The sequence below is a fragment of the uncultured Brevundimonas sp. genome, assembly GCF_963974615.1.
Classification (GTDB): domain Bacteria; phylum Pseudomonadota; class Alphaproteobacteria; order Caulobacterales; family Caulobacteraceae; genus Brevundimonas.
The window spans coordinates 82,457-100,580 of the sequence record NZ_CAXBDH010000010.1 but is presented as its reverse complement, the minus strand read 5'-3'; the positions used below and the strand labels follow the sequence as shown (position 1 = coordinate 100,580).

At 66.1% G+C, this 18,124-nt stretch carries 18 protein-coding genes; 11 read left to right on the top strand and 7 right to left on the bottom strand.

From position 1 onward, the window contains the following. Window positions 1-2: 2 nt before the first annotated feature. The 4 genes from coaE to AAC050_RS08625 are packed head-to-tail and all read right to left on the bottom strand — an operon-like array spanning window position 3 to window position 2,909. Complete coding sequence (gene coaE, locus AAC050_RS08640) at window positions 3-644, bottom strand: dephospho-CoA kinase (RefSeq protein WP_339914708.1); 642 nt, start codon at window positions 642-644, stop codon at window positions 3-5. Next, a complete protein-coding gene (locus AAC050_RS08635; protein ID WP_339914673.1) occupies window positions 644-1,441 on the bottom strand; it encodes a shikimate dehydrogenase in 798 nt (265 codons plus the stop codon). The genes coaE and AAC050_RS08635 overlap by 1 nt, the downstream gene beginning before the upstream one ends. Then, a complete protein-coding gene (locus tag AAC050_RS08630; protein ID WP_339914672.1) occupies window positions 1,438-2,043 on the bottom strand; it encodes a nucleoside triphosphate pyrophosphatase in 606 nt (201 codons plus the stop codon). Before AAC050_RS08630 ends, AAC050_RS08635 begins: the two co-directional genes overlap by 4 nt. After that, on the bottom strand, window positions 2,040-2,909 hold the full coding sequence (locus AAC050_RS08625; RefSeq protein ID WP_339914671.1) for a pyruvate, water dikinase regulatory protein: 870 nt from the start codon (window positions 2,907-2,909) through the stop codon (window positions 2,040-2,042). The genes AAC050_RS08630 and AAC050_RS08625 overlap by 4 nt, the downstream gene beginning before the upstream one ends. A 502-nt stretch (window positions 2,910-3,411) precedes the next feature. Here AAC050_RS08625 and hemE point away from each other — a divergent pair. The 11 genes from hemE (at window position 3,412) to AAC050_RS08570 (ending at window position 13,867) form a co-directional block, all read left to right on the top strand. Next, window positions 3,412-4,446 (top strand): uroporphyrinogen decarboxylase, encoded by a 1,035-nt coding sequence (hemE, locus tag AAC050_RS08620; RefSeq protein ID WP_339914670.1) that lies wholly within the window; start codon window positions 3,412-3,414, stop codon window positions 4,444-4,446. Next, entirely contained in the window at window positions 4,443-5,501 is a 1,059-nt protein-coding gene (gene hemH / locus AAC050_RS08615) for a ferrochelatase (RefSeq protein WP_339914669.1), read from the top strand. The genes hemE and hemH overlap by 4 nt, the downstream gene beginning before the upstream one ends. After that, complete coding sequence (locus tag AAC050_RS08610) at window positions 5,498-5,962, top strand: CopD family protein (RefSeq protein WP_339914668.1); 465 nt, start codon at window positions 5,498-5,500, stop codon at window positions 5,960-5,962. Before hemH ends, AAC050_RS08610 begins: the two co-directional genes overlap by 4 nt. A gap of 215 nt (window positions 5,963-6,177) precedes the next feature. Then, window positions 6,178-7,617: a transcription termination factor Rho gene (rho, locus tag AAC050_RS08605; protein ID WP_339914667.1), complete on the top strand. Its 1,440-nt coding sequence runs from the start codon at window positions 6,178-6,180 to the stop codon at window positions 7,615-7,617. A 48-nt stretch (window positions 7,618-7,665) separates the two neighbouring features. Further along, window positions 7,666-7,902 (top strand): DUF6489 family protein, encoded by a 237-nt coding sequence (locus AAC050_RS08600; protein WP_339914666.1) that lies wholly within the window; start codon window positions 7,666-7,668, stop codon window positions 7,900-7,902. A 147-nt stretch (window positions 7,903-8,049) separates the two neighbouring features. Continuing rightward, entirely contained in the window at window positions 8,050-9,357 is a 1,308-nt protein-coding gene (gene mnmE / locus AAC050_RS08595; protein ID WP_339914665.1) for a tRNA uridine-5-carboxymethylaminomethyl(34) synthesis GTPase MnmE, read from the top strand. Between the two features lie 60 nt (window positions 9,358-9,417). Then, window positions 9,418-11,295, top strand: a complete 1,878-nt coding sequence (gene mnmG / locus AAC050_RS08590) for a tRNA uridine-5-carboxymethylaminomethyl(34) synthesis enzyme MnmG (RefSeq protein WP_339914707.1) — start codon at window positions 9,418-9,420, stop codon at window positions 11,293-11,295. 11 nt (window positions 11,296-11,306) lie between these two features. Next, window positions 11,307-11,930 (top strand): 16S rRNA (guanine(527)-N(7))-methyltransferase RsmG, encoded by a 624-nt coding sequence (gene rsmG / locus AAC050_RS08585; RefSeq protein WP_339914664.1) that lies wholly within the window; start codon window positions 11,307-11,309, stop codon window positions 11,928-11,930. A gap of 4 nt (window positions 11,931-11,934) precedes the next feature. After that, window positions 11,935-12,744 (top strand): ParA family protein, encoded by an 810-nt coding sequence (locus AAC050_RS08580; protein WP_339914706.1) that lies wholly within the window; start codon window positions 11,935-11,937, stop codon window positions 12,742-12,744. Between the two features lie 28 nt (window positions 12,745-12,772). Then, window positions 12,773-13,657 carry a ParB/RepB/Spo0J family partition protein gene (locus AAC050_RS08575; RefSeq protein WP_339914663.1) on the top strand — a complete coding sequence of 295 codons (885 nt, stop codon included), beginning with the start codon at window positions 12,773-12,775 and terminating at the stop codon, window positions 13,655-13,657. A gap of 24 nt (window positions 13,658-13,681) precedes the next feature. Then, a complete protein-coding gene (locus AAC050_RS08570) occupies window positions 13,682-13,867 on the top strand; it encodes a hypothetical protein (protein ID WP_339914662.1) in 186 nt (61 codons plus the stop codon). A gap of 110 nt (window positions 13,868-13,977) precedes the next feature. On the opposite strand, the gene holA is transcribed toward AAC050_RS08570, so the two are convergent. The 3 genes from holA to leuS are packed head-to-tail and all read right to left on the bottom strand — an operon-like array spanning window position 13,978 to window position 18,076. Further along, entirely contained in the window at window positions 13,978-15,030 is a 1,053-nt protein-coding gene (gene holA / locus AAC050_RS08565) for a DNA polymerase III subunit delta (protein WP_339914661.1), read from the bottom strand. Then, window positions 15,027-15,515: an LPS assembly lipoprotein LptE gene (gene lptE, locus AAC050_RS08560; protein ID WP_339914660.1), complete on the bottom strand. Its 489-nt coding sequence runs from the start codon at window positions 15,513-15,515 to the stop codon at window positions 15,027-15,029. Before lptE ends, holA begins: the two co-directional genes overlap by 4 nt. Beyond that, window positions 15,515-18,076, bottom strand: coding sequence for a leucine--tRNA ligase (gene leuS, locus AAC050_RS08555; protein ID WP_339914659.1), 2,562 nt, complete (start codon window positions 18,074-18,076; stop codon window positions 15,515-15,517). Before leuS ends, lptE begins: the two co-directional genes overlap by 1 nt. Window positions 18,077-18,124: the final 48 nt, after the last annotated feature.

Genomic DNA, 18,124 nt, shown 5'->3' with positions numbered 1-18,124 from the left:
CCTTAATGGGGCGGTTTGGTCGTGTCCGGAAGACCCCGACGCGGCGCAGACCAGCCCGGGGCCAGGACTGTCCCCACGATTTCCCCCACCCGGACCCGGGCCGGGTCCAGCCCATGACCGGTATCGATGACGAAATCGGCCCGATGGCGCTTGTCCGCGTCCAGCATCTGGCGAGCGAGAATGGCGTCCAGTCGGGCAGGAGTCATGCCGGGCCGGGCCAGCACCCTTTGTCTCTGAATGTCGGCATCAGCGGTGACCACGACCACGGCGTCGACCGCCGCATTCCCGCCGGTTTCATACAGAAGGGGGATGTCGAGCACGGCCAGCTTCACACCCTGCGCCGCTGCCGCGGCCAGGGTCTCCAGCCGGCCGGCCAGAACCAGGGGATGGACGATGGCTTCCAGTCGGGCGAAGGCAGCGGGATCATCGCCCAGCGCCGCCGCCAGCCGGGCCCGGTCCACGGCCCCGTCGATCACCACCCCGGGAAAGGCCGCGCCGACCGGGCCGACGGCGACCCCGCCGGATGCATAGAGATCATGCACGGCGTCATCGGCGCTCCACACCAGGGCTCCTTCATCGGCGAACATGGCCGCCGTGGTCGACTTGCCCATGCCAATCGATCCGGTCAGGCCGAGAACGATCATCATGCGACCTCATCGAGGGCTGCAAGCGCCAGACAGCGCACATCGACCGCAGGCGGCTCCATATCGAACAGGGCCCGAAACGACGGCCGGGCCTGACCGATCAACATGGCCAGACCGTCGACCACCGTCAGACCCCGGGCGCGTCCGGCAACGAGGAAAGGGGTCGTCAGCGGGCGATAGGTCATATCCATCAGTACCGCGTCATCGCGCAGAACGGACAGGTCAATGTCCGGCGCGACACTCAGGGCATTGACCACCAGAATCGCCTGCTCCAGCGCGGCCGGACCGGCGACCGTGGCTCCGAGCTCAGCCACCAGCCCCTCGGCCCGGGCCCGGGTCCGGTTCAGCACCGAGACTCCGGCTCCTGCCGCCATCAGGGCCGCGACCGCCGCCCGCGCGGCCCCGCCGGCCCCAAGGACCACAACAGTCTGGTTGCGCACATCAAGATCCGGAGCCTGTTCAGCCAAAGCCGCCATCAGACCGGTGCCGTCGGTGCTGTCGGCCGTTATCCGGCCGTCGACGAACAGCAACAGATTGGCCGAACCACAGATCCGGGCCGTCGCCGTGGCGGTGTCAGCCATAGCCAGGGCCTCGGCCTTGAACGGCGCGGTGACATTGAGGCCGCGCAGCTCTCCCCGTCGTCCTCGCTCGATCAGGGCCCGAAAGCCCTCAACGTCAGGAGGATCGTATCGGTCATAAACGGCATCAAGACCGGTCGCCCGGATCCAGGCTCCATGGATCAGGGGACTGAGCGAATGAGCGACTGGCTGGCCGGCGACCCCGGTCGCGACGGTCACGTCACCAGCACCCCGGCCCGGCGCAATTCGGTCAGAACCGGCCACAGCGGCAGGCCCAGAACGGTGAAATAGTCACCGTCGACAACCTCGAACAACTGCGCACCCATGCCCTCGAGTCGGTAGGATCCGACGCAACCCAGTAAGGCCTCGCCCTCGGTTGCCAGATAGGCGTCAAGAAAGGCGTCGGAAAAATCACGCATGGTCAGGGTCACCGTATCAACCCCGGACCAGACCAGCTGGCCGCCACGGGCCAAGGCGGCCCCGGAATGGAGTCGATGGGAACGACCACGCATGGCCGTCAGCCGCTCACGCGCCGCAGACAGGGACGGAGCCTTGGACACCAGACCGCCGTCGAATTCCAGGGTCTGGTCACCGCCCAAAACCCAGGCGTCGGGATCATGGCGCGACACGGCCAATGCCTTGGCCCGGGCCAGTTCCGTGGCCAGTTCAGCCGGGTCGACATGGGGCAGGGAGGCCTTGATCGCCGGTTCGTCGACGTCGGCGGCCTGGACGACAAAGGTCACCCCGGCCCCGGCCAGCATGGTCCGGCGCGCCGCACTGGCCGAGGCCAGGATCAGTCGCTCACCCCGCCCGGCCGTCACCAGCTGGCTCCGGCGCGCCGGGTGCGACGTTCGCTGACCATATTGATGATGGCAGCAGCAGTTTCCTCGACCGAGCGTCGGGTCACGTCGATGACCGGCCAGCCACGGCGTTCAAAGGCGCGCCGGGCCTTAACGGTCTCGTCGCGGACAGCCTCACGATCGACATAGGCGGACGTCCGGCCAGCGTTCAGCCCGTCCATCCGGTTCTTGCGGATCTGCACCAGCCGGTCCGGCGAGACAGTCAGACCGATGATCAGGGGATTCTTCAGCCCGGCCAGACGTTCACCGTCCTCCTGACCCGGCACCAACGGGACATTGGCGGCACGAATGCCGCGATGAGCCAGATAGATACAGGTCGGGGTCTTGGAGGTGCGACTGACGCCACACAGGACCACATCGGCTCCTTCCAGCTGTTCAGCCGTGCCCTGGCCATCATCATGGGCCATCGCGAAATCAAGGGCCGAAATCCGGTTGAAATATTCATAGTCCAGCGTGTGCTGGGCTCCGACCCGGGTCGACAGGGCCGCACCGAGATAGCGCGAGAGGGCCCCAACCAGCGGATCCAGCGCCCCGATCTGAGGCATGTCGAGTCGACGGCAGCCGTCTTCAAGCTGTTGTCGCAACTCACGATCAACCAGAGTGTGCAGCACGACTCCGGGGGCGTCAGCGATCTCTTCCAACACCCGATCCATCTGACGGGGTGAGCGCACCAGGGCATAAATGTGCTCAATCGGAATGACGCCGTCGAAACGGGCTGTCACCGCCTTGGCCATGGCATTCAGCGTCTCGCCGGTAGAGTCCGAGACCAGATGCACATGAAAATAGGTGGCCAGTCGCGAGGATCCAGGAATGCGGGCGGGGTTCATCGGCGATCTCGCGTCATTCCGGGTTCATCAGGCAAAGACTCCTGGGGGCGAAAGCGTGTGCGACTGTGTGTGCGCGACCACAGCCAGGGCAGGAAAACCTATAGCCGGACCAGACCCGGGCGGCGAGCGGGGATGACACGGGACGACGACAGCACTGTCCCTTCCGATCATCCCCCGGACAAAAGGTGGGACCACGAGACATGTGGACAGGCTTAACAAAACCTTAACGTCCCACGCCGTCATCCCGGGGCCGGAACTGCTGGAGGACCCGCTCCGTTAAGGTTTTGTTAAGCTTATCCCCGCTCTCAACAGGCCCGAATGCGGTCGATCCCTGCCCGCTTCCGGTCCGGGGAAAAGCCTGAAAAAGAGACGAGACTCTCGGGTCTTATCCCCGTCGTCCCCGGTCCAACCTCCTACCTCCATTCCTTTTCAATTCTTTTATTAAAAGGGTTGGGAAGGCCGAGGCTTGAGCGAAACCGGCCCGGCCCGTAAAGCCCGATGCATGACGAGCCCCATGCTTCTTCGTGTCCTCGACGGTGAGACGACCGCCCGGCCTCCGGTCTGGTTTATGCGCCAGGCCGGTCGGTATTTGCCGGAATACCGGGCGCTGCGGGCAACGACGCCGGATTTCATCTCCTTTTGCCTGACGCCCGAAAAGGCGGCCGAGGCGACCCTGCAACCGATGCGGCGGTTCGGCTTTGATGCAGCCATCGTCTTCGCGGACATATTGCTGATCCCCCGGGCCCTTGGCCAGGAGGTCTGGTTTGAGGCCGGCGAAGGCCCGCGGCTGGGAGCGATGCCGTCGATTGAATCCATGCGTGACCGGGCTGAAGGAGCCGGAGAGGCGCTGAAGGAGGTGGGCCAGACCCTGTCTCTGGTGCGCGCGACGCTGGATGCGGACAAGGCGCTGATCGGCTTTGCTGGAGCCCCGTGGACGGTGGCCACCTATATGCTGGACGGGGTGGCGCGCAGCATCGGCAAGGGTGAGCGGGCCACAGCCCGAACCTATGCCTATGCCGAACCGGACAAGGTTGATGCCTTGCTGGCGGTACTGGTCGAGGCTACGGCCCATTATCTGAAGATGCAGGCCGACGCCGGGGCCCAGGTGTTGAAGATCTTCGAGAGTTGGGCGGAGGGCCTGCCGGAAGACCTGTTCGAGCGGCTGGTGCTGGGACCGCATCAGGCCCTGGTACGGCGAGTGCGTGAGCTGGGGGTGACCGTGCCCCTGATCGGCTTCCCACGTGGCTCGGCGGCGCTGGCTGAGCGCTATGCGCGCGAGACTGATTTCCAGGCGGTGGCGCTGGATACAGCCTGTCCACTCGAGGTCGGATGTCGGGTCCAGGTCATTCGGCCGATCCAGGGCGCGCTGGATCCCTTGTTGCTGCGGGTTGGGGGTGAGGCCCTGGACCGGCGGGTCGATCAGCTACTGGAGGTCTGGGGCCAGGGACCATGGATTTTCAATCTCGGCCACGGCATTCTGCCGGATGTGCCGATCGCGCATGTCGAACAGGTGCTGAGGCGGATCGGGGCCCAATGACCAGCGAGAGCGGACGGCGTATTGCGGTGGTGGTGTTCAACCTCGGCGGACCGGATCGCCGGGCCACGGTAAAGCCGTTCCTGTTCAACCTGTTCAACGACAAGGCCATCATCGGCCTGCCGGCCCCGCTACGGACCTTTCTGGCCTGGCTGATTTCATCGCGGCGGGAAAAGCCGGCCCAGGCCAATTATGCGCTGATGGGTGAAAAGTGGAACGGGGGATCGCCGCTGTTGCCGCAGACACTGGAACAGACGGCGGCGCTCGAGACGACCCTGACCGAACGGCTGCCGGGCGATACGGTGCGGGTATTTACCGCCATGCGCTACTGGCATCCGATGACGGCCGAGACCGCGACCCGGGTCGCGGCCTGGGACCCGGATGAGCTGGTGTTGCTACCGCTGTATCCGCAGTTTTCGACCACGACGACCGGATCATCGCTGAAGGCCTGGAGCGATACCTATCGCGGACCAGGGGTGGCGCACACTGTCTGTTGCTATCCGCAGGCCCCGGGCTGGGTCGAGACCCAGGCGGCGAGTGTGCGCACCCTGCTGGACCAGGCCGGTGACCGGCCGATGCGGGTGCTGTTTTCGGCCCACGGCATTCCCGCGCGTCTGGTGACGAAGAAGGGTGATCCCTATCAGGCCCAGATTGAGGCCGGTTGTGCCGCCATTGCGGCGCATGCGGGACTGGAAGACTGGGCCATCTGCTACCAGAGCCGGGTCGGGCCGATGAAATGGCTGGGGCCGTCAACGCCTGAGGCCATCTGTCAGGCGGCTGTGGACGGGGTCGGGGTGGTGGTGACGCCGGTTGCCTTTGTCTCCGAACATATCGAGACCCTGGTCGAGCTGGACATCGAATACGCCGAACTGGCCGAACAGCTGGGGGTTCGTCCCTATCTGCGAGTGGCGACAGTCGGGGTGGCACCGGCCTTCATCGACAGTCTGGCCGATGCGGCGGTCGAGGCCCTGGACCGGACCGGACCGGCCTCGTTCGGACCCGGCTGCCGGGGCGACTGGACGGCCTGTCCCTGTCAAACAAGCCGGAGAGCGGCATGAACGCCTATGATCTGGCCCGGGGCCTGCACATTCTGGCGGTGATCGCCTGGATGGCGGGGATGCTGTTCCTGCCGCGTCTGTACGCCTATGACGCCGAACAGGCCGACAAGGCCGAACCGCTGCGTTCGGAGATGCAAGGCCTGCTGCGTCAGTGGCAGACGCGGTTGCTGCGCATCATTGTCAACCCGGCCATGATTATGGCCTTCGTCTTCGGCGGCTGGTTGATCTGGCTGGACGGGGTGGCCCGGGGCTGGGGCTTTCTGCTGGAGCCGTGGATGATGACGAAATTGGCCGGGGTCGTGGCCCTGTCGGCCTGGCATGGCTTTCTGGCGAGTGAGCGTAAACGGATTGCGGCCGGAATTTCGACCCGCAGCAGCCGTTTCTGGCGCATGACTAATGAAATCCCCTTTATCATCGCCGTGATCATGGTGCTGTCGGTGACGACTGAATGGCGACTGTAGGCCGTCCCGCTTGACCTGACCGGGCCGGCGTGGTTTCGCTGGCGACGAGCCGTTCCACAATTGTCCGGAACGGTCCCTCTCTTCAGTGACGCCCGCGGCCCTGCCTCGGGGAAGACCCGTCGCTCCTCCTTCCGGCCGCGAGGCCAGACATCGCCAAGCCCGCCCCGATCTCGCTTCCGGCGGGAAATCGCGGTCGCGCGCAGACCTGTAAGATCATGACCGACCAGACCGATACGCCCGAGACCGAAACGCTTGTCGAGACTCCGGAGGTCGAGGCCCCGGATGTCGACAACCACGGCGTCCGCGAGGTTTCGGCCGCCGACCTACCCATGGTCGATCAGGAGTCGGACGACGACGATGACGATGACGACGGTGAGTCGATCGTGCCCAACGGCCGCATCACCCTGCAGGAGCTGAACGACAAGACCCCGGCCGACCTGGTCGCCTTTGCCGAACAGCTGGAGATCGAGAACGCCTCCAACCTGCGCAAACAGGACCTGCTGTTCGCCATCCTGAAGACGCTAGCTGACGAAGAGGTCGAGATCATCGCCTCGGGCGTGCTGGAGATCCTGCCGGACGGGTTCGGCTTCCTGCGTAGTCCGGACGCCAATTATCTTCCGGGTCCGGACGATATCTATGTGTCGCCGTCGCAGATTCGCCGTTTCGGCCTGCGCTCGGGCGATACGGTGCACGGGGCCGTGCGTGGCCCGCGCGAGGGCGAGCGCTATTTTGCCCTGCTCAAGGTCGACACCATCAATCTCGAGGACCCGGAGACGGTCCGCACCAAGGTCCTGTTCGACAATCTGACGCCGCTCTATCCCGACGAGCGCTTCAACATGGAGATCCAGGACCCGACGCTGAAGGATCGCTCGGGTCGGGTGATTGATATCGTCGCGCCGCTGGGCAAGGGTCAGCGGTGTCTGATCGTGGCTCCGCCGCGGGTCGGCAAGACGGTGATGCTGCAAAACATCGCCAAGTCGATCGAAAAGAACCATCCGGAAGTCTTCCTGATCGTGCTGCTGATCGACGAGCGTCCGGAAGAGGTCACCGACATGCAGCGCACGGTGAAGGGTGAGGTCATCGCCTCGACCTTCGACGAGCCGGCGACCCGGCACGTGGCTGTGGCCGAGATGGTCATCGAAAAAGCCAAACGTCTGGTCGAGCACAAGCGTGATGTGGTCATACTTCTCGATTCGATCACCCGCCTGGGTCGGGCCTACAACGCGACCGTGCCGTCGTCGGGCAAGGTCCTGACCGGGGGTGTCGACGCCAATGCCCTGCAGCGGCCGAAACGCTTCTTCGGTGCGGCGCGTAACGTCGAACAGGGCGGCAGCCTGACCATCATCGCGACGGCCCTGATCGATACCGGCAGCCGGATGGACGAGGTCATCTTCGAAGAGTTCAAGGGCACCGGCAACTCCGAGATCGTGCTGGACCGCAAGGTCGCCGACAAGCGGATCTTCCCGGCCATCGATGTGCTGAAGTCCGGCACTCGCAAGGAAGAGCTGATCACGCCGAAGGATCAGCTGGCCAAGACCTATGTGCTGCGCCGTATCCTCAATCCGATGGGGCCGCAGGACGCGATCGAATTCCTGCTCGACAAGATGCGTCAGTCCAAGAACAACAGCGACTTCTTCCAGTCGATGAACACCTGATCCGGACCCGGACGGATCCTTGTTTCACGTGAAACGGAGCCAGAGGCGATGAAGGTCACAATCGAGGTCGACTGCGAACCGGCCGAGGCCCGGGCCTTTCTGGGCTTGCCCGACGTCGAGCCACTGAACGCTCATATGGTCGCGGAGATGCAGCGGCGCATGGACGAGAACATGGCGGCGATGAAGCCCGAAGAACTGATGAAAAACTGGACCAGTTTCGGCATGCAGGCCCAGGACCAGTTCCGCAAGCTGATGGAAACGGCGGCGGGCGGCGCGACGAAATAAACCGTCTCCTCCCCACGTCGTAGGGAGGTGGCGCGGCGCGTCAGCGACGTGACGGAGGGGTTTGTCGATCGCGGACGGGGTCGCCCTGACCCCTCCACCGCTTCGCGGTCCCCCTCCCCATCGCTGCGAGATAGGGAGGAGACCCCTTTGACAATCGACACCATCTTTGCCCTGGCGACTGCGCCGGGACGCGGGGCCATCGCCATCCTGCGGCTGTCCGGCCCCGGCGTAGATGCGGCCTTGACGGCTCTCGGGGCCGGGGGGTTGACGCCCCGGATGGCCAGTCTGCGGACCCTTGTCCATGACGGCGAGGCTCTGGATCAGGCGCTGGTGCTACGATTTCCAGGACCGGCCAGCTATACGGGCGAGGATTGCGCTGAACTGCATCTGCACGGGGGGCGCGCCGTGGTCGAGGCCGTGTCCCTGGCCTTGTTGGCCCTGGGGTTGCGTCCGGCCGAACCGGGTGAATTTACTCGTCGGGCCTTCGAGCACGGCCGGATGGATCTGGCCCAGGCCGAGGCCGTGGCCGATCTGATCGATGCCGAGACCGGTCGCCAGCGGGCCCAGGCCCTGGGCCAGCTGGACGGTGCCCTGTCCCGAACCTATGCCGGGTTCCGACGCGACCTGCTTGAGGCGCTGGCGCTGGTCGAGGCCGAGATCGACTTTCCCGACGAAGAGATCCCCGACAACCTGTCGCACCAGGCCGGACCGGTACTGGACCGGCTGATTGGCGAACTGAAGACGGCTCTGTCCGACGCTGACCGGGGGCAGAGGGTGCGCGACGGCTATCGCATCGTGCTGATCGGGGAGACCAATGCCGGCAAGAGCTCGCTGTTCAATGCCCTGGTGGCGCGTGAGGCGGCCATCGTCACCGCGATCGCCGGCACGACGCGCGATGTGCTGGATGCCGAACTGGTCATCAACGGCTATGCCGTGACCTTGTCGGACACGGCCGGCCTGCGCGACAGTCTCGATGTTGTCGAGATCGAGGGTGTGCGGCGGGCCCGGGCCCGGGCCGAGACCGCTGACCTGCGCCTGTGGGTGCGGGCTCCCGGAGACGCACCGGGGTCCGCCGCCGAGGTCTTCCGGCCGGGAGACTTGAAGGTGCTGACCAAGGCGGATCTGGGCCCGCTAGCCGTGACCGGTGCGGACGAGGTGGTGGTCAGTACGGTGAGCGGTGAGGGACTGGCCAGCCTGCATGACCGGATCGCCGCGCGGCTGGAAGCGGACCTGGCCGGATCGGACTTCCCGGCGGTGACCCGAGAGCGCCATCGGCGACGACTCGATGAGGCGTTGGCGGCGGTCGAGGCGGCCCGGACGGCCCTGGATCGGGGGCCGGAACAGACGGCCGACGACCTGCGCCGGGCGGCCCGGGGGCTAGGTCGGGTGACCGGGGCGATCGGGGTCGAGGACATCCTCGGCGAGGTCTTCGCCAGTTTCTGTATCGGCAAATAGGGTTTCACGTGAAACACCGCGATGGTGGCGTCGGGCGGGCTTTTCCCCTATGTCCCGGGCATGAGCCTGAACTACGACGTCATTGTTATCGGAGGCGGTCACGCCGGCTGTGAAGCTGCGGCGGCGTCTGCGCGCGCCGGGGCCACGACCCTTCTGCTGACCCAGAAGCTGGAGACGGTCGGCGAGATGTCGTGCAACCCGGCCATCGGTGGTCTGGGCAAGGGCCATCTGGTGCGTGAGATCGACGCCATGGACGGGATCATGGGCCGACTGGCTGATGTCTCGGGGATCCAGTTCCGCCTGTTGAACCGCTCGCGCGGCGCGGCGGTGCGCGGGCCGCGTAGCCAGATCGATCGCCGGCTTTATCGCGAGGCCATGCAGATCGAACTGGCCGGAACGACCAACCTGACCCTGATGGCCGGAACGGCCGAGACGCTGATCCTCGACGGGAAACGGGTCGTGGGCGTGGTGACCGGTGACGGCCGCACACTGCGGGCCGGGGCCGTGGTGCTGACCACAGGGACCTTCCTCAACGGGGTCATCCATCGTGGCGACGAGCGGATTCCGGCCGGGCGTGACGGGGAGGCTCCCTCGACCGGACTGGCCGCCGACCTGTACGGGGCCGGACTGCAGATGGGGCGGTTGAAGACCGGGACGCCGCCGCGGCTGGACGGACGTACCATCGCCTGGGACCAGCTGGAGATGCAGGCAGCCGACGCGACGCCGGTGCCCTTTTCCTTCCTGACCGAGCAAATCACCGTGCCGCAGATCGCCTGCGGCATCACACACACCACGGAAGAGACCCATCGGATCATCACTGAAAACCTCGGCGAGAGCGCCGTCTATGGCGGGCACCTGACCGGAAGGGGTCCGCGCTATTGTCCGTCGATTGAGGACAAGGTGGTGCGGTTTGCCGACAAGACCAGCCATCAGGTGTTTCTTGAGCCCGAGGGCCTCGATGATCCGGCCGTCTATCCCAACGGCATCTCGACCTCGGTGTCGCCGGCGACCCAGTCGGCCTTCCTGCGCACGATGCCGGGGCTGGAGGCGGTCGAGGTGTTCCGCTTCGGCTATGCGATCGAATACGACTATGTCGATCCGCGGGAACTGACGCCTGCTCTCGAGGTCAAGCGCCGGCCGGGTCTGTATCTGGCCGGTCAGATCAACGGCACCACGGGCTATGAGGAGGCCGGGGCCCAGGGTCTGATCGCCGGGCTCAACGCCGCCCGCGCCGCGGCCGGATCCGAACCAGTCATGCTGGGGCGGGACCAGGCCTATATCGGGGTGATGATCGACGATCTGGTGACGCGCGGGGTGACCGAGCCCTATCGGATGTTCACCAGTCGCGCCGAATACCGGCTGACCTTGCGGGCCGACAACGCTGATCAGCGGTTGACGCCACTGGCCATCGCCGCCGGTATCGTATCGCTGGAACGTCAGCGGCAGTTTACGATCAAGGCGACCCAGCTGGCGGCCGCGACGACCCTGGCCCGGGATACCCGCTTCACCCCGAAAGAGGCCGGAGCGCTGGGTTTGAGCGTCAATGCCGACGGCCAGCGCCGCTCGATGCGCGATCTGCTCGGCTATCCCGATGTCGACCTGAGCCATTTCGAAACCGCCTTTCCGGCTATTTCCAGCTGGAGTCCGGCGGTGCGCGAACAGATCGAGATCGACGCCGGCTATGCCGGCTATCTCGACCGCCAGGCGGCCGAGGCCGTGGCCCTGCGTCGCGAGGAAGATCTGCAGGTGCCGTCGGATCTGGATTATGCGGCGATCGGCGGCCTGTCGCATGAGGTGCGCGAGAAGCTGTCGCTGGTGCGGCCTCAGACGCTTGGTCAGGCCGGCCGGATCGAGGGTGTGACCCCCGGGGCGCTGACGGCCTTGCTGTCGCATGTGAAGAAGCGCCGGTCGGATTCCGTTGCGACGGTCGACACCTGATGACTCTGGCCATGCAGGAAACGACCGCAGCCAGCTTTCAGGCGGACAGCGGAGCCACGGCAGCACAGATGGCGGACCTCGACCGGTTCCGTGACTTGCTGACCGAGGCCAATGCGGTGATGAACCTGGTCGGCCCCGGCAGCTTGCCGGAGTTCTGGAGTCGGCATGTGCTGGACTCGGCGCAATTGTTGGCGCTGGCCCCTGAGGCCCTGACCTGGGCCGACCTCGGGGCCGGGGCCGGATTTCCCGGGGTGGTGCTGGCCATTCTGCTGAAGGGTCAGCCCGGGGCCCATGTCTGGCTGATCGATAGTCTCGGCAAACGCTGTCGCTTTCTGGAGACCGTGGTCACGTCGCTGGACCTGCCGGCGACGGTGATCAACGGCCGGGCCGAGACCCAGGCCCTGAACGTCGATGTGGTCACGGCCCGGGCCTTGGCACCGCTGGATAGCTTGCTGGGTTATGCACAACCCTACTTCAAGCGTGGCGCGAAAGGCCTGTTCCTCAAGGGAGAGAAGGCCGAAGCTGAAATCGCCGCCGCCCGGGCCAACTGGCGTTTCGATGCCGAGCTGTCGCAGTCGCGCAGCGATACCCGCGGTCGTATTGTTCAAGTCCGGAGTCTTCGCCGTGTCCCCTGAAGCCGTGATTGACCGCAAGACCCGGGTTCTGGCCGTGTCCAACCAGAAGGGCGGGGTCGGCAAGACCACGACTGCCATCAATCTGGGCACGGCCCTGGCCGCGATCGGCGAGAGGGTGCTGATCGTCGACCTCGACCCGCAGGGCAATGCCTCGACGGGCCTCGGCGTTTCACGTGAAACGCGCCGGGTCACCATCTATGACGTGATCGTCGACGGGCGTGCCGTCGACGAGGCTGCGGTCCAGACCTCGGTGCCGGGCCTGTTTATCGTTCCCGCCGACAGCGACATGTCGGGGGTGGAGATTGAACTCAGCCAGGCCGACCGCCGCTCCTATCGTCTGCGCGATGCGCTGGAGGCCCAGGGGGGCGGGGGCCATACCCGGTATGACTATGTGCTGATCGACTGCCCGCCGTCGCTGAACCTGCTGACGCTGAACGCGATGGCCGCGGCCGATGCGGTGCTGGTGCCGTTGCAGTGCGAGTTCTTCGCCCTCGAGGGCCTGACCCAGCTGATGAAGACCGTCGACATGGTGCGTCAGAGTCTGAACCCGACACTGGAGATCCAGGGGCTGGTCCTGACCATGTACGATCGCCGCAGTTCACTGTCGGGGCAGGTCGCCAGCGATGTGCGGGCCCATTTCGGCGACAAGGTCTATGAGGCGGTGATCCCGCGCAACGTCCGGGTGGCCGAGGCCCCGTCGTTCGGCAAGCCCGCCCTGATCTATGATCTGCACTGCGCCGGCAGCCAGGCCTATCTGCGGCTGGCGCGCGAGGTTGTGATGCGTGAACGCCAGCGTCGGCTCCAGGCCGCCTGAGCCCCCTGAACAGAACGGAACAGCTGAAGTGTCAGAACGTCAAAGAGGATTGGGTCGCGGCCTGTCGGCCCTGCTGGGTGAACAGATCGTCGATACGGTGTCGGTCGTCGGTGGATCGATGCCGGGTGGCGTGGCCATGGCCCCGATCGAGAGCCTGCGGCCCAACCCGGACCAGCCACGCAAGATGTTCGATCTGAACGAGCTGGAGGAGCTGGCCACGTCGATCCGTGACAAGGGTGTGCTGCAGCCGATTCTGGTGCGGACCCAGCCCGGGGTGGACGGTGTATGGCAGATCATCGCCGGCGAGCGCCGCTGGCGTGCGGCCCAACTGGCGCGTCTGGTCGAGGTGCCGGTGATCGAGCGCCAGATGGACGATCTGGAGGTGATGGAGGTGGCCATCATCGAGAATGTGCAGCGCACCGACCTCAATCCGCTGGAAGAGGCCAATGCCTATTCGCTGCTGATGGAGCGGTTCGGCCGCACCCAGGACGCTGTGGCCGGGATCGTGGGCAAGAGCCGCAGTCATGTGGCCAATACCCTGCGTCTGCTGCAGCTGCCGCTGGGCGTGCTCGAACATGTGATGGCGGGGCGTTTGTCGGCCGGTCATGCCCGGGCCCTGATCACCGCCCCGGACCCGGCCGTTCTGGCCGAACAGGTGCTGGAGCAGGGTCTCAATGTGCGCCAGACCGAGGCCCTGGCCCGCCGCGCGGCCGAGGGCCCCAAATCCGCGCCGGTGCGCCAGCCGCGTGTCGAGAGTGGATCCGCCGACGTTGCGGCCCTGGAACAGGACCTGGCCGACGCCCTGGGTTTGAAGGTGCAGCTGGTCGATCGTGGCGGCAAGGGCGAGCTGACCATCCGCTACGCCTCGCTGGAGCAGCTCGACGATCTGTGCCGACGGCTGATGCGGGGTTGATCCCGGCTGTGCTATGAAGGGTCCATGACCGACAAACCCGAGACGTCCGAAACCGCCGCCGAAGCCCTGAAGCGCGTGCTTGCCGCCAAGCGCGGGGCCGCGCCGGCGCACGCCGGACTGGACGGGGGCAAGACGGGGGAGCGTGTGATTGCGGCCAGGAACGCCGCCCTGGCCAAGCCGGCCTTCCGCAAGGCCTCGAAGCGGGGCTAGGTCATTTTTGTTTCAGGTCGATTCGACCTGAAACAGAAAAATGCCCCAACTTCAAACGGGAGCGAAATTTGAGCCGGGCCGGACCCTCGTCCAGCTCAACCGATTTCGCTTTAGAGCCCCAGCCGTCGCGCGCGGGCGGCGATTTCCAGCAACAGACGTTCGGCGATCAGACTGTCGGGGGATCCCGTGGTCTTGGTCGCCACATCGGCGACATTGATGCTGTCGAGCACCTTTTCGATGTCTTCCAGTCGCCAGTTGCGGGCCTGGCGCAGCAGTTCGCCTTCCTGTTTCCAGAACACCCCGGCGGCCTTGGCGGCCTCCCGGGCATTGGCCCCTCCAGCCTGAAGAACATTGATTCGACGCAGTTTTCCAAGGTGGATCGAAGCCTGACGTACGGCCATGACCGGGCTTTCACCTTCGGCCAGGGCGCGTCTGAGACCGGCCTGGGCCGGGCCGGGCCGGCCACCGAAGGCCTGGAGGGCGGCGTCCTGCAGCGAGGCGTCCGGTTCGACCCCGAGGTGGGCCTCCAGCTCCTCGACATCGATGGTGCGTCCGGATCCCGGGCCGATATAGAGAGCCAGGCGTTCGATTTCCTGACGCATCAGACCCCGTTCGCGCGGCAGGCTGCCGACGAAGCGGTCCAGCGCGTCTGATGTGAGGCCCACCTTGTCGGCGGCCAGGGCCTCGCGGGTCATGCGGGCGACGTCGCCGGTCTCGTCCTCGTAGCAGACGATCGCGGCGGCCCCCTTCGACGCCTCGGCGGCCTTGCGCAGGGCCGAGTCGCGCCCGAGGGCCCCGGCCTCGATCACCAGCATGGCATCGGGATTGTAGCCGTCGTCGGCGTGAATCTTGAGGGCCGCCGCCAGCATCTTGTCGATCGCGGCCTTTTCGGTGGACAGGCGAACCCGCACCAGACGGCGGCCGCCGATCATCGACAGGGCTGTCAGGGCCTCTTCCAGCCGGATCCCGTCTCCGTCGATGTCGCTGTCGGTCAGCAGGGTGACGTTGAAGGGGTCGTTCAGGTCCGGAGTCACGGTCCGGCACAGGGTCGTGGCCCGCTCACCGACGCCGGACCGGTCCTTGCCGTGGATCAGCACCGCCCGGATGGCCGGATCGGGTCGGCTCAGGAAGCGGTCGATCTCGGGTCGTTTGGACAGGATCACGGCTGCGGGGGCGTCCTCGACAGCGCGCGCAGCAGGTCGAGCCGGATCTGGCGCGCCAGGGCCGCGGCGGCACGGTCCTCGCCGTCCTGCTGGGCGGCGATGGCCGCATAGGGCTGGTCCGCGGCGGCATAGGTGGTGGTGACGGTTTCGGTTCCGCCCAGCGGCGTACCGCCGGACACCGGAGTCAGGGTCCAGGCCCCGCGCACGGTCAATTCATAGCGGGTGGCCGTATCGTCGACACGGCGGCCCAAGGGTCGGCGCGACTGCTCGACTGTGGTCTGCAGCCGCCACAGGGGCGGTCGGGCGGCGTCCCGGGCCAGGGCATCCTCGAGGTGTTCGCGCAGGCGGTAGCCGAGACGGGTGTCTTCGGTGGAGACGGCAATCCGTGACAGGCTGGACCCGGCACCGGCCTCGCCATACAGGGGCGTGAATCCGCATGCCGACAGGCTGGCGGCCAGCACGGTGAGGGCGAGCAGTCGCCGCATCAGCCGACGACCAGATTGACGATGCGATCCTGGACCACAATGACCTTCCTTACCGAGACGTTGTTGGCCGAAAGATAGGCCTGAACGGCGGTATTGGCGAGGGCCGCAGCCTCGACCGCGGCGCTGTCGGCCCCGCGCGGCATGGTGATCTCGCTGCGGCGCTTGCCGCTGATCTGGATTGGCAGGGCCAGTTCGTCATCGGCGGCCAGCGCCGGGTCCCACAGTGGCCAGGGGGCGTCGAGCACCAGGCCGGTCTCACCCAGCCGGGCCCAGCATTCTTCGGCCAGATGTGGGGTGAAGGGGGCGACCAGTCGGGTCAGGGCCGACAGGGCCTCGCGCCGCGCCGCGCCACCGGCCTTGTCGTGGGTCCGGACCGTGGCGACGAAGGCATAGAGCTTGGCGATGGCCGAGTTGAAACGGAAGCTCTGAACCCCCTCGGTGACGGCGCGGATCACTTTGTGGGTTTCCCGGCGCAACGCGGTGTCGGCGGTGTCCTCACCTGGCTTTTCGGGGTCAAACGCGTCGAATTCGGCCCAGACGCGCTGGACGAAGCGGGACGCGCCCTCGACCCCGCCGGTGGTCCACTGCACGTCCCGTTCGGGCGGGCTGTCGGACAGGACGAACAGGCGGCCGGCGTCGACGCCCCAGGTTTCGACGATCTGCTGCGGCGCGACGACATTCTTCTTTGATTTCGACATTTTCTCGATGTCGCCGATGGTCAGGGCCTCGCCGGTCGAGATCTGGCGGGCCGATCGCTTGCCCCCGTCATTGGTCAGGTCGACGTCGGTCGGCTCGACCCACTGGCCGTCGGCGCGACGGTAGGTTTCGTGCACCACCATGCCCTGGGTGAACAGGCCGGCGAAGGGTTCGCGGACATTCATCAGACCGGCGTCGCTGAGGGCGCGGCTGATGAAGCGGGCATACAGCAGGTGCAGGACCGCGTGCTCGACCCCGCCGATATATTGATCGACTGGCAGCCAGTGGTCGGCGGCGGCGCGGCTGATCGGTTCGGCCGCCGTCGGGTCGGTGAAGCGGGCGAAATACCAGCTGGAGTCGACAAAGGTGTCGAGGGTGTCGGTTTCGCGCGTCGCCGCCTCGCCGCAGGTCGGGCAGGCCACGTGTTTCCACGTCGGGTGCCGGGCCAGGGGGTTGCCGGGAACGTCGAAGGTGACGTCATGGGGCAGGACCACCGGCAGCTGGTCGGCCGGGACAGCGACCGCGCCGCACGACGGGCAGTGAATGATCGGAATCGGGCAGCCCCAGTAGCGCTGGCGACTGACGCCCCAGTCACGCAGGCGATAGATGGTCGCACCCTCGCCAGAGCCGGCGACTTCGATACGGCCGATGGCCTCGGCCTTGGCGGTTTCGATATCGAGACCGTCGAGAAAGTCCGAATTGAAGATCGTTCCGGGACCGACATAGGCCTCATCGGCGACCGAGAAATCGTCGCCCGCACCCTCGGGCCGGACCACGGGCAGGATCGGCAGGTCGTATTTGCGGGCGAAATCCAGATCGCGCTGGTCATGGGCCGGGCAGCCGAAGATGGCTCCGGTGCCGTATTCGGACAGGATGAAATTGGCGATCCAGACGCTGATCTCGCGACCGTTGAACGGGTGCAAGACCTTGAGGCCGGTGTCCCAGCCGATCTTTTCGGCCTGTTCGATGTCGGCCTGGGAGGTACCGCCGGCCCGACAGCGGGCGGTAAATTCGGCCACCCTGGGGTCGGCGTCAGCCAGGGCCCTGGCGATCGGATGATCCGGGGCGATGCCCATGAAGGAGGCCCCGAACAGGGTGTCAGGCCGGGTGGTGTAGATTTCCAGCCCGTCCGGCGCGGCGGCCGGGGCGGCACCGGCCCAGGCGAAGGTCATCTGCAGACCCCTGGAGCGGCCGATCCAGTTCTCCTGCATCAACCGGACCTTGTCCGGCCAGCGATCGAGGGTCTCGAGACCGTCTATCAAATCGTCCGCATACTGGGTAATGCGAAGAAACCATTGGTTTAGCTTGCGTTTTTCAACAATCGCCCCGGAGCGCCAGCCCTTGCCGTCGATGACCTGTTCATTGGCCAGCACGGTATTGTCGACCGGATCCCAATTGACCACGCCGTCCTTGCGATAGACGAGGCCGCGTTTGTAGAGCTCAAGGAACCAGGCCTGCTGCTGGCCGTAATAGACCGGGTCGCACGTGGCGAATTCACGCGACCAGTCCAGCGACAGGCCCAGCAGCTTCAGCTGTTCGCGCATCGCCGCGATATTGGACCAGGTCCAGTCCCCGGGATGGACGCCGCGCTCCATGGCGGCGTTCTCGGCCGGCATGCCGAAGGCGTCCCAGCCCATTGGGTGCAGGACGTCGAAACCCTGGGCCCGTTTGGACCGGGCCACCACATCGCCCATCACATAGTTGCGGGCGTGTCCCATGTGGATGTTGCCCGACGGATAGGGAAACATCTCCAGCACATAGTATTTGGGCCGGCCGGTGCCGGTCGTGGGCATGGAAAAGGCGTCGGCGGCCTGCCAGCGCGCCTGCTGGCGGGGTTCGGTGATCTTGGGCTCGTAGCGGGCCACGGACTATCCTGAAGAGAGCTCCCCAGGAATGCGGCCTGAGAGAGGCTT